Raw genomic sequence first — 14006 nt, 5'->3', positions numbered from 1 at the left:
CCTCCGGGCCACCGGGGTGTGCCCCCGATCCCTCCGGGTGGGCCGCCCGCTCCGTGGTGCCGCGACACGCGCCCTCGCCGTCCCTCGCGCCCGCAGGCGGGCGGCGTGGGCCGAACCCGCTCAGGCCCGCGCTCCCCATCACCGTGCCCACCTGGGTGCACGTCCTCACCGACGGCAGGCTCGGCGCGCCCGACGCCGCCGTACGCGCCCAGATCACCACGCTCAACGCCGCCTACTCCGGGCGGCTCGGTGGCGCGGACACCGGGATCCGGTTCAGGCTGGACGGCGTCACCCGTACCGTCAGCGCGACCTGGTTCCGCGAGCCCGTCACCCACGAGCGGATGATCAAGCGGATGCGCAGGGGCGGCCCCGAGACCCTCAACCTCTATCTCGCCCAGCTCGGCGAGCTGGTGCTCGGCTACTCCACCTATCCCCACGGGTACGCCAAGGAGCCGGCCCTCGACGGGGTGGTCGTCGACTGGCGGAGCCTGCCCGGCGGGGCGATGCGCAGCTTCGACCGGGGATACACCGGCGTCCACGAGATCGGGCACTGGCTCGGGCTGCTGCACACCTTCGAGAAGGGCTGCGAGCCGCCGGGCGACGGCGTGGCCGACACCGAGCCCGAAGGGCAGCCCACCGAGGGCTGCCCGCTGCTCAAGGACACCTGCAAGGGCGGCGGACCCGACCCGATCCACAACTTCATGGACTACTCCGACGACCGCTGCATGTCCGGGTTCACCGTGGGCCAGGCCGTCAGGATGCAGGAGATGTGGGCCGTCTACCGAGGCCGGGGGGCGAACACTACCCTTGACGGGTGACAGCACCGAAGACAGTCGACGCTCCATACGAATCCCCTCGGATCTTCGGTCCCGAATACCGGACCGCCTCCCTGGGCATCCTGCTCGTCGTCACGCTGATCGCCTTCGAGGGCATGTCCGTGAGCACGGTCATGCCCGCCGTCTCCGCGGACCTCGACGCCCTCGACCTGTACGGGGTGAGCTTCTCGGCCTTCCTCATCGCCGGTCTGCTCGCCAACGTCGTCGCCGGGCTCTGGTCCGACCGGCGGGGGCACGCCTGGCCGTTCCTGCTCGGGGTGGGGCTGTTCACCGCCGGTATGGTCATGGCCGGAGCCGCCGCGTCCAAGGAACTGTTCATCGTCGCGCGGGCCGTACAGGGCCTCGGTGGCGGCGCCGTCGTCGTCGCGATCTACGTGATGATCGCGCGGGTCTACGTTCCGGCGACCAGGCCCCGGATATTCGCCGCGCTCTCGGCGGCCTGGGTGCTTCCCGCCCTGATCGGGCCGGGTCTCACCGGGATCATCGCCGAGACCGCGGGATGGAGATGGGTCTTCTACGGCATCGTGCCGCTGGTCGTCCCCGCCCTCGTGATGCTCCTGCCCGCCCTGCGCGTCGGCGGCCCGATGCCCGAGCCCTCCTCAGGACCCCGTTCCAGGCCGCTGGCGATGACCCTGGCCGCCACCGCCACCGCGTGCGGCGGCGGGATCCTGCTGTACGGGGTGGGCCGTCTCCACGAGGCCCCGATACCGGGAGGGATCGCCACCGCCGCGGGGCTCGCCCTCCTCGCTTCGGGCCTGCCGAGACTGCTGCCTCCCCGTGCCCTCAGGTTCGGCCGCGGCCTTCCCACCACGGTCATGATGCGCGGCGTGCTCGCCTCGGCGTTCTTCGGGGTCAACGCCTTCATCCCGCTGCTCCTCACCGAGGTGCACGGCTTCTCCGTCGCCGGGGCGGGGGTCGCGCTCACCCTCGGCGCCATAGGCTGGACCAGCGGCTCCTACCTGCAGACCCGCCGCTCGTACGACAGGCCGCTGCTGGTGCGGATCGGCGCCGTCGCGATCACCGTGGGCATCCTGACGACCCTGCTCGCGCTCGTGCCCGGGGTCAGCGGCTGGGTCACCGTGCCCGCCTGGGTCATCGCGGGATTCGGCATGGGCATCGGCGTGACCAGCGTCAACGTCACCGCGATGCGTCAGTCGCCCGACGCCGAGCAGGGCGCCAACTCCGCCGCCCTCCAGGTCGTCGACACCCTGGGCAGCGCGATCACCATCGGCTTCGGCGGAGTCCTGGTCAACCTGATCGGCCACGACGACATCGCCACCGGCTACACCACGATCGTCGCCCTGATGGCCTCCATCGGCCTCTTCGGGGTCGTCGTCGCCCGGCGTATGAGGGACATCTCATGACTCATTGGTCACTCTCGTAACAGCGATCACCCATAGCCGGGTCACGCCCCCCGATGCGTGGTAGGACGGTAGGACCGTCGCCGCCGGGGAGGAGGTCCCGTGCACGAACGACCTCGCCGGTCGGACCCGCCCGACGAGCCCGGCCGTGGCGGGGGACGCCGGTCAAGGCGGGCCCGCAGGGCCGCGCGGGCGGCCGAGGATCAGGTGTGGCCGCCCACCGACCCGGACCTCGACGACGAACGCCGCCCCTGGCCGGCGCCCGAGGACGACGAGTATCGCCCCTGGCCGCCGCCGGAGGACGAGCCGTCCGACGCCCGCTCCAGTCTGACCTGGCCTCCCCGCATCCCCGAGCCCGGCGACGACCTGCCGCCCTCCGCCCGCTGGTACGGCACGCCCATCGCCCCTCCCGAGCGTCGCCCCGGGCGCCTGCGCCGTGTGCTGCTCGTACTGCTCACCCTGGCCGCCGGTGCCGGCGTCATCGCCGTGGTGGCCGTACTGTCCCTGCGGGCACTGCCCTCCCCGCCGCCGGAGCGGGTGGACGATCCGGTCGCGGGGGTGAGCTACCCGCTGCCGGAGCGCTGGCTCACCGGTACGGTGCCGCCGGTCACGGAGTTCACCTCGGCCGCGGGCGACGGCGTCAACACGACCGTGATGGTCATGCCCGCCGAGCCCGCGAACGACGCGCGCGCCACCACCACCGAACTCAGCGACCTGTACGCGCGGCTCCTGCTCCACGGTGACGAGGTGAAGGTCGTGGACGACACGGAGATCACCGTGGGCGCGCGTACCGGGCACACCCGAGCCCTGCGCGCGGAGTACCTGGACGTGGTGAACCGGCCGGCGTACCTGCGTGTGGTCTTCCTCACGGGGGCGGGAAAGCGCCCGGTGGTCGTGGTCGCGATGACCCAGCCGGACGACCCCGTGTCGAGGGCCGAGATCGACACGGTGATCGCGGGCCTGCGGTGAGCGGGCCTGCGGTGAGCTGCTCGTGCTGAGCGGGCGTCGCGCGAGGCAGGCTCCGCGATTCGACGATCTCCGCTCCGCGGGCCAATAGCACGAGGGGACGACCTTGGCGAGGATCTCGGCCGATCGGCACGTCTTGTCGGCGGCGCAGATTACCCTGGGGACACTGTGAGCACTTTCGCCGCATCCCACCTCTCGCCCTCATATCCGGACCGTGCCGCCTGGGGCACCGCGCCGAAGCTTCGCGCGTGGCAGCAGGAGGCCTTTGACCTGTACTCCAGCCGTGCGCCGCGCGACTTCCTCGCGGTCGCCACACCGGGTGCGGGCAAGACGACCTTCGCGCTCCGCATCGCCAGCGACCTCCTGTCACGAGGGATCATCCGGGCTGTGACGATCGTCACACCCACGGAGCACCTCAAGCAGCAGTGGGCGGACGCCGCGAGCAGGGTCGGCATCGCGATCGACCCCGAGTTCAAGAACAGCCAGGGCGCGACCTCCCGTGACTACCTCGGGGTGGCCATCACCTACGCCCAGGTGTCCATGCACCCGGCGCTGCACCGCGCCCGCACCGAGGCTCGCAAGACGCTCGTGATCTTTGACGAGATCCACCACGCGGGCGACGCGAAATCCTGGGGCGACGGCGTGCGGGAGGCGTTCGAGCCGGCCGCCAGACGCCTCGCCCTGACCGGGACCCCCTTCAGGTCCGACGTCAACCCGATCCCCTTCGTCACCTACGCCGAGGACGGCGACGGGGTCCGGCGCAGCGTCTCCGACTACTCCTACGGGTACGGCCCGGCACTCGCCGACGGCGTCGTCAGGCCGGTCATCTTCCTCGCCTACGCCGGTGAGATGCGCTGGCGGACCCGCGCGGGCGACGAGATCGCCGCGACCCTCGGCACCCCGCTCACCAAGGACCAGCTCGGCCAGGCGTGGCGGGCCGCACTCGACCCGAAAGGCGAGTGGATCCGCCAGGTCCTCCGGGCGGCGGACCGGCGCCTGACCGAGGTGCGCAGGGGCGTGCCCGACGCCGGTGCCCTGGTCATCGCGACCGACCACGAGACCGCACGCGCCTACGCCCGCCACATCCGGACCATCACCGGAGAGGGCGCCACGGTCGTGCTCTCCGACGACCCCACGGCCTCCAAGAAGATCAAGGAGTTCTCCGCCTCCGAGCAGCGCTGGCTGGTCGCGGTCCGGATGGTCTCGGAAGGGGTCGACATCCCGCGCCTCGCCGTCGGCGTCTACGCGACGAGCATCTCGACCCCGCTGTTCTTCGCCCAGGCCGTCGGACGCTTCGTCCGCGCCCGTAAACGGGGCGAGACCGCGTCGGTCTTCGTGCCCTCCGTGCCGACCCTGATGGGCCTGGCGGGGGAGATGGAGGCCGAGCGCGACCACGTGCTCGACCGCAAGCCCGCCGAGGAAGGGCTGGACGACTTCCTGCTGGAGGACGCCCAGCGTAAGAAGGACAATCCCGACGTCGTGGGCGACGAGCTGCCGTTCGAGACCCTGGAGGCGGTCGCCACGTTCGACCGGGTCCTCTTCGACGGCGGCGAGTTCGGCAGTGCCGCGGAGACCGGATCCCCCGAGGAGGAGGACTTTCTCGGCCTGCCGGGCCTTCTGGAGCCCGACCAGGTCCGCACCCTGCTGAGCAAGCGCCAGTCCGACCAGCTGAAGGCCAAGCGGAAAAATCCCGAGCCCAAGGAGCCGGACCTCGCCCCGCACGAGCTGATCGCCAACCTCCGCAGGGAGCTCAACGGCCTCGTCGGCGCCTGGAACCACCGCACCGGCCAGCCTCACGGAGTCATTCACGCAGAGCTACGCAGGGCCTGCGGCGGACCCGCCATCGCGCAGGCCTCCGCCGAGCAGATCCAGGAGCGGATCGGCAAGATCCGCCACTGGGCCACCCAGCGCTCCCACTGACCCGGCCACCGGGTCGGGCGGCCTTCAGTCTGATCCGGTGACTCGACCTCGATCACCCCGGCGAGAGCTCCCCGGGGGGCGAGCCGGGTCCGGTCGCCGGGCGCACCGACCCGTCCTGACGAGGGTGCGCCCGGTCCGGAGATCCGGGCGGTACGGGTCGCCCCGAGCGGTTCGGGCGAGCCGGGCCCTGGATCACCGGACTCACCGGGCCGTGGACGGCTCCTCCGGTACGCGACCCGGCCTGGCGAGGGCGATCGGCCTGCCGGTCCGCCCGTCGATCGCCCTGAACGCCCCCGTGTCGCGCACCGGTACCGTGAGCGGCACCTCCAGGGAGGCGACGCCGCCGGCGACGCTCACGGGCCACGTGGTGGCGCCGGAGGAGCGTCTGCGTGCCCTGTCCTCCCGCATCCAGACCTTGATCGTGCGATTTTCGTGGTGCAGGACCACGGTCGCGGTGTCGCACTCGTCGGCTCTGGCCTTCCAGAAGAGCGTCACGCCCCGTGGTGCGCCCTGACGGCGAGCCAGCCGCACCCGCTCGGGAGCGGGCATCCGTCCACGGCAGGAGAGGCCCCGCCTGCCGGAGGAGACACCGGGCCCGTTGCCTGGCACCCGCTCCCCTCGCACCGCCTGTGCTCCCCGCGTGTCCCACATACCCTGCCGCGCCGCGTCCGGAAGCGGTGCGGGCACCCGGGACGGCGCGAGCGGGGACCGAGGCCGGATCCAGGACTCGGTCCGGGGGGCGATCCGGGATCCGGCCGGAGGGCCTGCCAGGGAGCCGGTCAGGGCCGCCGGGCGCGGGAGCGCGGTGATCGGAGTTGGGGCGGGAACCTGGACGACGGTGGTGGCCCAGACCGTGGCCGCCTCCAGCGCGACCAGCGAGAGCACGCTCGTCAGCCGTACCAGCGTCCCTCCGCGAAACAGGTTCCACAGGCACAGCGGGGTCAGGATCAGCCAGGAGACGCCGAGCACGAACATATGAGATCACCACCGGTAGTAAGAGGTATCAACTCTCCGTGATACTCCTGCCGCCACCGGTGATGGTGCTGTTTGCCCATCCATGCCGATCCGGTAATCGTTCGAATGCTCAGAGTAGGCGTCGCTGGTAGCGTGTCGCTGTCACTACCCCGGGCCCGCCACCGGGTTCCCCCGCAATGCTTTCAAAGAGGACAAGTGTTGGCCGAGATGATCCGTACCGAGATCATGGAGTACGTGGCTCCGATGTTCGAGCAGATCATGGCGAGGATGGACACCCTCGCCACCAAGGACGACGTCGCCGGACTCCGGCAGGAGGTCGCCGAGATTCGGCTCGATGTGGCGAAGTGCGCCACGAAGGAAGAGCTCGCCGAGGTCAAGGAAGACATCGCTGAGTTCAAGGCTGAGGTCAAGCAGGACATCGCTGAGTTCAAGGCTGAGGTCAAGCGGGATGTCGCTGAGCTCAGGGCCGAGGTGGCGGAGGTCAAGGAGGAGGTGGCCGAGCTGAAGGTGGGGCTCGCGGAGGTCAAGGAGGAGGTGGCCGAGCTGAAGGTGGGGCTCGCGGAGGTCAAGGAGGATGTCGCCGAGCTTCGGCTCGATGTGGCGAAGTGCGCCACCAAGGAGGAGCTCGCCGAGGTCAAGGAGGAGGTCGTGGGAGTCAAGCAGGACATGAGGGCCATGGCGTACGACATCGGCGAACTCAAGGAGAACTACCGGACCATGGACGGGAAGCTCGACCGGATGATCCTCTTTCTGGGGATGCCGAAGAGCTGAAAGATCGTCAGGCCGATCGGACCACGGGGGTTCCCGTGAGGCGGGCTCCGGCGGAGCCGAGTTCGGCGAGGGTGGTCTCGGTGGTGGGGGCGGACACCCCGGCGGTGAGGTCCAGCAGCACCTGAACGGACAGCCCGTGCGCGACCGCGTCCAGGGCGGTGGCCCGCACGCAGTGGTCGGTGGCGATGCCGACGATGTCCACCGCGTCCACGCCGCGTTCGCCGAGCCAGTCGGCCAGAGAAGTCCCGTCGGAGGTGACGCCCTCGAAGCCGCTGTAGGCGGCGCTGTGGGCACCCTTGCTGAAGACCTCCTCGACGCGTGAGGTGTCGAAGGCGGGGTGGAAGTCGGAGCCGGGTGTCCCGGCGACACAGTGGGCGGGCCAGGTGGTCACGTAGTCGGGTTCGGCGGCGAAGTGGGAGCCGGGGTCGATGTGATGATCACGGGTGGCCACGACGTGGTCGTAGCCGTGCGAGGCGGCGTGTGCCGAGATGGCGGCGGCCACCTCCGCGCCGCCGCCGACCGGGAGGCTCCCGCCCTCGCAGAAGTCGTTCTGGACGTCGACGATGATCAGTGCTGTTGGCATGCGATCAGTCAAACACGGTTGGGATCGCGGCGTAGCCCCGGGACAGCTGATAGGCGTTGGAGGGCAGCTCGGCGACGGCCTCGCGGTGCCGCGCGCGGCTCTCCTCCAGCTTCTCGCGGCCGACGACCTCCCCCTCCCTGACCAGCGGAACCTGTAGCGGGCGGGCGTTCGAGGGGTGCTCGCCGGAGACGGTGACCACCTCGGCGGCCGCCGTGCCCTCGGCGTCGAGCTCGCGGAACGCCTCCTTGCGTCCACCCCGGCTGGGCTTGCCCACCGACCTCTTGGCCACCGGCCGCATGACCCCTTCGGCGTCCTCGCGGGCGACGAGCTTGTAGACCAGGGCGGCGGTGGGCGAGCCGGAGCCGGTGACCAGCGACGTGCCGACGCCGTAGCCGTCCACGGGCGCGGCGGCGAGCGCGGCGATGGCGTACTCGTCGAGGTCGCTGGTCACGATGATGCGGGTCTTGTGGGCGCCGAGCGCGTCGAGCTGCTCGCGGACCTCGTGGGCGACCTGGCCGAGGTCGCCGGAGTCGAGGCGGACCGCCCCGAGGGAGGGGCCGGCGAGTTCCACCGCGGTCCGCACGGCCTCGGCCACGTCGTAGGTGTCCACGAGCAGCGTGGTGTCGGCGCCGAGGGAGGCGATCTGGGCCCGGAAGGCCTGCTCCTCCGAGTCGTGGAGCAGGGTGAAGGCGTGGGCGGCGGTCCCGGCGGTCGGTATGCCGTACTCGTGGCCCGCCATGAGGTTGGAGGTGGAGGAGAACCCGCACAGGTAGGCGGCCCGCGCCGCGGCCACCGCCGCCGCCTCGTGGGTGCGCCGCGAGCCCATCTCGATGAGGGGCCTGGTCCCGGCGGCGCGGATCATGCGTGTGGCGGCGTTGGCGATCGCGCAGTCGTGGTTGAGGATCGACAGGATCACGGTCTCCAGCAGCACGGCTTCGGCGAACGTGCCCTCCACCGTCATGATCGGGGAACCGGGGAAGTAGCACTCGCCCTCGCCGTAGCCGTCCACTTTCCCGGAGAACCGGTATCCGGCGAGGAACTCCAGGGTGGGCTCGTCGACCACCTCGTTGTCCCGCAGGAATGCCAGCGACTCCTCCTCGAAGCGGAAGGACTCCAGCGCGTCCAGCACCCGGCCGGTTCCCGCCACGACCCCGTAGCGCCGCCCGCCGGGCAGCTGGCGCGCGAACACCTCGAAAACCGCCCGTCTGGAGGCGGCCCCGCTTCTCAGCGCCGCCTCAAGCATCGTCAGCTCATAGTGATCGGTAAGCAACGCGGTGCTCATGCTCTTTGTCACGAGTCGAAGACTAAGCCCGGGGTAGGGCAGACTGGTGAATGTGGGTAGCACCGCTCCAACGGAGGTCGAGCGTCCGTCAATCGACGTACGGCCCGATCTGCCATGGTTGACGATCGTCTGGAACGACCCGGTCAACCTGATGTCCTACGTGACGTACGTCTTCCAGTCCGTTTTCGGATACTCCAAGGAGAAGGCGGAGAAGTTGATGCTCGACGTGCACCACAAGGGCAAGGCCGTGGTTTCCAGCGGCACCCGCGAGGAGATGGAGCGCGACGCGCAGATCATGCACTCGTACGGGCTGTGGGCCACCGTCCAGCGGGATTCGTGAGCGCGCGAGCGGCCGGCCGCCATCTGTCGTCGCGTGGTGACCGGCCGGGCCCGAAGCGGCAGGACTCGAAACGGCGGGCGGGTCTCGGGCGGTGCCCGCGAGAAATGGTGGGCGAGAGATGAGTTCGGGGTTCAAGCCGGGGCACGAGGGCGGTGTGATCACGGTTTTCGACGCCGCCGAGGTGTCGATCCTGCGCTCGCTGGTCACGCAGATCCTGGGCCTGATCGAGCCGGGGGAGACCGGCGACGACCCCCTGGAGAAGGCACTCGGCATCGGCCCCTCCGAGCAGTCCGACGATCCGGTGCTGGCCCGGCTCTTCCCTTCGGCGTACGAGGACGGCGAGGCGGCCGCCGAGTTCCGCAGATACACCGAGGCGACGCTGCGCGAGGGCAAGCGGGCCGACGCCAAGGCGATGCTCGACAGTGCGGAGGCCGGCAGGGTCGAGCTGACCAGGGAGCAGGCGCAGGCGTGGATGCGCGCGCTGAACGACGTGCGCCTCGCGCTCGGCACCCGGCTGGAGGTGACCGAGGAGGTGCACGACGAGATCGCCGACATGCCGGAGAGTGATCCCCGCTATCCGGCGTACGTCATCTACGACTGGCTCACCTACCTCCAGGACACCCTGGTCCGCGCCCTTTGGTAACTTCCAGTCATGCTCACCATCTCTCGGGAACTGGTTGACAGGATCATCGCGCACGCTCGGGCGGACCACCCCGACGAGGCCTGTGGCGTGATCGCCGGGCCCGTCGGCTCCGACTCCCCCGAACGCTTCATCGCGATGGAGAACGCCGAGCGGTCGCCGACGTTCTACCGGTTCGACTCGCTGGAGCAGTTGCGTGTCTGGCGGGAGATGGACGACCGCGACGAGGAGCCGGTGGTCATCTACCACTCCCACACCGCCACCGAGGCCTACCCCTCCCGCACCGACATCTCCTACGCCGCCGAGCCGAACGCCCACTACGTGCTGGTCTCCACCCGCGAGGAGCTGGGGGAGAAGGCCGAGTTCCGCTCGTACCGGATCATCGACGGCGTCGTGAGCGAGGAGGAGGTGACGATCACCTCCGGGTGACCGGCACCTTTTCGGGTCCTGGCGCCGGGGCCTCCGGGGTGGGGACCTTACCTCCATGCCCTGGTGTCCCGGCTCCCTCGTCTCCGTGTTCGGGTGGCATCCGGGATTCGTACGGGGCCGGTGTCCGGTACGGCCGTGGGACGAATGAACCCTTTGGGTAAGCTGGTGGGCATGCTGACCGCCGCCCCGAGCCAGGAGGACGTGGTGCTCTCGCGTCCCGGCCCTCGGGCACGGCGCGCGGGTGTCGCGCCCGTGCAGAACTTCCTGTTCGCGCACACGCCCTTCGTCGTCGTCTACGACTGTCGCTGACCGGCTTTTCTGGAATCCTCCGGTGCTCACCGGTGTTCTGATCCGGTGGGCCTCTCACTCCCATGACGACACAAGGAGACTGACCCGCGATGGCCATCGAGGTTCGCATTCCGACCATCCTGCGCACCTACACCGACGGCGCCAAGGCCGTCGACGCCAAGGGCGCCACGCTCGAGGAGCTGATCGGCGATCTGGAGGTCCGGCACCCCGGGCTGAAGGAGCGCCTGGTGGACAAGGGCGCGCTGCGCCGCTTCGTGAACGTCTACCTGAACGACGAGGACGTCCGCTTCCTGGGCGGGCTGGAGACCCCGGTCGCCGACGGCGACACGGTCACCGTCCTGCCCGCCGTGGCCGGCGGATCCCGCTAGCCGCGTGGCGCCGCCCGCACCGCGGGAGTTCCGTGATCTTTCGCGAGATCGGAGAGCTCTCCCGGGCCGGGCGGCGCGCCGCGGTTTTCGGGCTGTCACCCCGAGGCGCCAGGTCTGTCATCACAAGGTCAACCCGAGGCGGAAGCCGTACACCATGCGTTTTGACTCACTGATCGAATCGGTCGGCCGGACCCCGCTGGTCGGCCTGCCCAGGCTCTCGCCCTCGGAGGACGTACGGATCTGGGCCAAACTCGAAGACCGCAACCCGACAGGTTCGATCAAGGACCGTCCGGCGCTGTGGATGATCGAGCAGGCGGAGAAGGACGGGCTTCTCCAGCCGGGCTGCACGATCCTCGAACCCACGAGCGGCAACACCGGCATCTCGCTCGCGATGTCGGCCAGGCTCAAGGGCTACAAGCTGATCTGCGTGATGCCGGAGAACACCTCGGAGGAGCGTCGCCAGCTGCTGCGCATGTGGGGGGCGCAGATCATCTCCTCGCCCGCGGCGGGCGGCTCCAACGAGGCGGTGCGGGTCGCCAAGGGCCTGGCGGAGGAGAACCCCGACTGGGTGATGCTCTACCAGTACGGAAACCCGGCCAACTGGCGCTCGCACTACGAGTCGACGGGGCCGGAGATCCTGGAGGATCTGCCGTCCGTCACCCACTTCGTGGCCGGTCTGGGCACCACGGGCACCCTGATGGGCGTCGGCAGGTTCCTGCGCGAGCACGTTCCCGGTGTGAGGATCGTCGCCGCCGAGCCGCGTTACGGCGAGCTGGTGTACGGGCTGCGCAACGTGGACGAGGGCTTCATCCCCGAGCTGTACGACGCCGACGTCCTGACCACGCGGTTCTCGGTCTCCTCGGCCGACGCGCTGCGCCGCACCCGGGAGCTGCTGTCCGGCGAGGGCATCTTCGCGGGGGTCTCCACCGGTGCCGCCCTGCACGCCGCGCTCGGTGTGGCGGCGAAGGCCGTCAAGGCGGGGGAGCGGGCCGACGTGGTGTTCGTGGTCGCGGACGGCGGCTGGAAATACCTGTCCACCGGCGCCTACGAGGGGACGCTCGACGAGGCCGAGGAGCGGCTCGAAGGCCAGCTCTGGGCCTGAACGCCGCCCGAGAAAAAGCGAATCCCCGGCGGGGCCGGAGCCCTGCCGGGGATCTGGGGAGGCCCGATCCGAACGAGATCGGGGAGCCCGGGTGGATCAGTTGAACAGCAGCCTCATCGAGAAGGTCCCGTCGCTGCCCGACTGGGTGCCGCTCACGCCCACGGCGCGGAGCACCTGGAGGTTGGCCTTCTCGTCACCCTGGAGGCTGCCGAGGTAGAGGTTCTCCACCTTGTCCAGGTCGGCGTAGAGGGCGAAGGTCGCCTCACCGGCGTTGGGGATCGCGAGCTGGAAGGTCTCGCTGTCGCCCAGGGCACCGTCCTTGTTGAGCTCGGCGGCGTAGTCCTGCGCGCTGCCCAGGACGAAGACGCCGTCGCCGGGAACCTTGGCGAGCTGCGGGACGGCCGTCCCGGAGTCCGCGAGGAACCTCTCGATCTTGCCGACGACCTCCTGCGCCTTGGCCGGGTCGGTGACGATCTTCGCGCCGAACTTCGGCTGGTTGCCGTCGAGGCCGTTGGAGTCGAGGGCGATGGTGATGTTCTTGCCGAGCAGCGTCACCAGGTCGTCGGGGAGCGCGAGGCCGTAGTTCTGCTTGGCCTGGTCGGCGAACTGCTGGACGCCGCCGCCCGCGGCCTGGTCGGCCGACTTCATGAGCTGCGCCCACTGCTTGCCGACCACCTCGCCGAGACCCGAGATCGAGATCGCGCCGGCGGTGGAGGCGGGAAGCGTGCTGATCCTGGAGGGCTCGGGATCGCCCATGTCCAGGTTCTCGACGCCGCGGCTGATGCCCGCGAGCTCGACGTACTCGCTGTCGAAGCGGAGGGCGCCCGCCACGCGGGCGTTCTTGACCTGGGCGAGGACGGTGGGGTCCTGGGCGGCCAGTTCGGGGGCCATTCCCGCGAGCTTGCCCGCGTCGGCCCAGAAGGAGAGCACACCGGTCTCGCCGAGGGCGCTCAGGTCGTCGGAGAAGTTGGCGTTGCCCGACAGCGGCTCGGCGGCGGCGGCCTTGTCGGCCTCGGCCTGGGTCGGGGTGAGCAGCGCGTAGTCGTCGCGGAACGCGATGCCGTACTTCTCCTTGCCCATCAGCTTCGCGATGCCCGCCGTGGCCTTGTCCTGGTCGGTGACCTGGACGGCCACCACGACGCCGGGCTCGGCGCCGGCCTTGGCCGGGGCCAGCGCGGCCACGCCGACGCGGACGCCGAGCCAGGGCTCGATGTCGGCGGCGTAGTCGACCTTGCCGAGGTCGTCGGCGTCCTTCTTGATCAGGTCGAAGATCGCCTTACGCGGGTCCTCGCCGCTGAAGGAGTCCTTGGTGGTCGTGAACTTCCTGGCGATGTTGAACAGCGCCACCTTCTGGTTCGCGGCCGGGTCGAGGTCGAGGCGGATGTAGCCGACGGCGTTGCCGGGCAGCACGTCGTGCGGCTGCGCGCCGCCGCCGCTGAGCAGGTTGATCGCGAAGAAGCCGCCACCGCCCACGAGGGCGACGACCAGCGCGGCGACCACCGCGAGCAGCCAGCCCTTGCCGCCCTTGCGCGCGGGAGGTCCCGGGGGAGGCCCGGCGCTCAGGAAGTCGGGTCCCTGCTGCCAGTTCCCCGCCTGCTGCCCGTACGCCTGCTGGCCGTAGCCCTGCTGCTGGCCGTACGGCTGGCCGGCCTGCTGGCCGTAGTTCTGCTGTCCGTACGCCTGCTGGCCGTAGGCCTGCTGCTGGTGGCCGGGCTGCTGTTGCTGCGGGTAGGGCTGGCCCTGCTGCGGGTAGGGCTGCCCCTGCTGGTAACCGCCGGAAGACTGTGGGTATCCGGGCTGGCCGTTCTGTGGATAGGCCTGCGTGCGCGGCTGGTCGTTCGGCTGTGCGCCCTCGTTCCAACGGTAGGCGATCGTCCTGTCGGGCTGCTGACCCGGATCGGGCGACTGGTTAGGGGGATTGTTGGCAGGCATGATCACTCACAAGGTGGACTTCGCGGATAGGGAGAAGTTAGTGCACGCTGCTAGCAACCCGCTTGCATTGAACTAACTATGTGATTGTCACGTCTAAGCGGGATCAGCCCCTGCTCAGTGCGGTTTCTTCGCCCATCGTGATCTTTGTCGCCTTGTTCCCGCAGGTCACTGTCGTCCCTTCCTTACCGCGGA

Annotated in this window: 15 protein-coding genes; 11 read left to right on the top strand and 4 right to left on the bottom strand. The window is 70.1% G+C overall.

What is annotated here, in order from left to right; translation table 11 throughout:
• Nucleotides 1-53: 53 nt before the first annotated feature.
• The 4 genes from ACFY3V_RS13795 to ACFY3V_RS13780 all read left to right on the top strand — a co-directional run bounded on the left by ACFY3V_RS13795 (nt 54) and on the right by ACFY3V_RS13780 (nt 5083).
• Nucleotides 54-818 carry a zinc metalloprotease gene (locus ACFY3V_RS13795; RefSeq protein WP_362897562.1) on the top strand — a complete coding sequence of 255 codons (765 nt, stop codon included), beginning with the start codon at nt 54-56 and terminating at the stop codon, nt 816-818.
• Nucleotides 815-2200 (top strand): MFS transporter, encoded by a 1386-nt coding sequence (locus ACFY3V_RS13790; protein ID WP_362897564.1) that lies wholly within the window; start codon nt 815-817, stop codon nt 2198-2200. The genes ACFY3V_RS13795 and ACFY3V_RS13790 overlap by 4 nt, the downstream gene beginning before the upstream one ends.
• Nucleotides 2201-2299: 99 nt before the next feature.
• Nucleotides 2300-3166 carry a hypothetical protein gene (locus ACFY3V_RS13785; RefSeq protein WP_350949853.1) on the top strand — a complete coding sequence of 289 codons (867 nt, stop codon included), beginning with the start codon at nt 2300-2302 and terminating at the stop codon, nt 3164-3166.
• A gap of 165 nt (nt 3167-3331) precedes the next feature.
• Nucleotides 3332-5083 (top strand): DEAD/DEAH box helicase, encoded by a 1752-nt coding sequence (locus ACFY3V_RS13780; protein WP_362897568.1) that lies wholly within the window; start codon nt 3332-3334, stop codon nt 5081-5083.
• Between the two features lie 201 nt (nt 5084-5284).
• Here ACFY3V_RS13780 and ACFY3V_RS13775 read toward each other — a convergent pair whose 3' ends face one another.
• Complete coding sequence (locus ACFY3V_RS13775) at nt 5285-6058, bottom strand: hypothetical protein (protein ID WP_350949851.1); 774 nt, start codon at nt 6056-6058, stop codon at nt 5285-5287.
• 198 nt (nt 6059-6256) lie between these two features.
• Between ACFY3V_RS13775 and ACFY3V_RS13770 the strand changes: the two genes are divergently transcribed.
• The gene (locus ACFY3V_RS13770) at nt 6257-6829 is read left to right on the top strand and encodes a hypothetical protein (protein ID WP_389773137.1); all 573 of its coding nucleotides are present in this window, start codon (nt 6257-6259) and stop codon (nt 6827-6829) included.
• 7 nt (nt 6830-6836) lie between these two features.
• Here the strand turns inward: ACFY3V_RS13770 and ACFY3V_RS13765 are convergent, their stop codons facing one another.
• Together ACFY3V_RS13765 and ACFY3V_RS13760 are read right to left on the bottom strand one after the other, a co-directional pair.
• The gene (locus tag ACFY3V_RS13765; protein WP_350949849.1) at nt 6837-7412 is read right to left on the bottom strand and encodes an isochorismatase family protein; all 576 of its coding nucleotides are present in this window, start codon (nt 7410-7412) and stop codon (nt 6837-6839) included.
• A gap of 4 nt (nt 7413-7416) precedes the next feature.
• Nucleotides 7417-8706 (bottom strand): nicotinate phosphoribosyltransferase, encoded by a 1290-nt coding sequence (locus ACFY3V_RS13760; protein WP_362897575.1) that lies wholly within the window; start codon nt 8704-8706, stop codon nt 7417-7419.
• Nucleotides 8707-8746: 40 nt separating this feature from the next.
• On the opposite strand from ACFY3V_RS13760, the gene clpS reads away from it, so the two are divergent.
• The 6 genes from clpS (at nt 8747) to ACFY3V_RS13730 (ending at nt 11882) form a co-directional block, all read left to right on the top strand.
• The gene (clpS, locus tag ACFY3V_RS13755) at nt 8747-9034 is read left to right on the top strand and encodes an ATP-dependent Clp protease adapter ClpS (protein WP_329091067.1); all 288 of its coding nucleotides are present in this window, start codon (nt 8747-8749) and stop codon (nt 9032-9034) included.
• A 118-nt stretch (nt 9035-9152) separates the two neighbouring features.
• Entirely contained in the window at nt 9153-9677 is a 525-nt protein-coding gene (locus ACFY3V_RS13750; protein ID WP_350949847.1) for a DUF2017 domain-containing protein, read from the top strand.
• A 9-nt stretch (nt 9678-9686) separates the two neighbouring features.
• Nucleotides 9687-10103, top strand: a complete 417-nt coding sequence (locus ACFY3V_RS13745; protein WP_350949846.1) for a M67 family metallopeptidase — start codon at nt 9687-9689, stop codon at nt 10101-10103.
• 171 nt (nt 10104-10274) lie between these two features.
• The gene (locus tag ACFY3V_RS13740; RefSeq protein WP_362897577.1) at nt 10275-10412 is read left to right on the top strand and encodes a hypothetical protein; all 138 of its coding nucleotides are present in this window, start codon (nt 10275-10277) and stop codon (nt 10410-10412) included.
• A gap of 89 nt (nt 10413-10501) precedes the next feature.
• Nucleotides 10502-10780, top strand: a complete 279-nt coding sequence (locus tag ACFY3V_RS13735; RefSeq protein ID WP_350949844.1) for a MoaD/ThiS family protein — start codon at nt 10502-10504, stop codon at nt 10778-10780.
• Between the two features lie 154 nt (nt 10781-10934).
• Nucleotides 10935-11882 carry a cysteine synthase gene (locus ACFY3V_RS13730; protein WP_350949843.1) on the top strand — a complete coding sequence of 316 codons (948 nt, stop codon included), beginning with the start codon at nt 10935-10937 and terminating at the stop codon, nt 11880-11882.
• 96 nt (nt 11883-11978) lie between these two features.
• Here the strand turns inward: ACFY3V_RS13730 and ACFY3V_RS13725 are convergent, their stop codons facing one another.
• Nucleotides 11979-13814, bottom strand: coding sequence for a DUF3352 domain-containing protein (locus ACFY3V_RS13725; RefSeq protein WP_389773129.1), 1836 nt, complete (start codon nt 13812-13814; stop codon nt 11979-11981).
• Nucleotides 13815-14006 lie beyond the last annotated feature (192 nt).

Origin of the sequence: Streptosporangium sp. NPDC000095, assembly GCF_042899335.1 — a bacterium.
GTDB lineage: Bacteria > Actinomycetota > Actinomycetes > Streptosporangiales > Streptosporangiaceae > Streptosporangium.
This window is presented reverse-complemented; position numbering and strand designations above follow the sequence as displayed.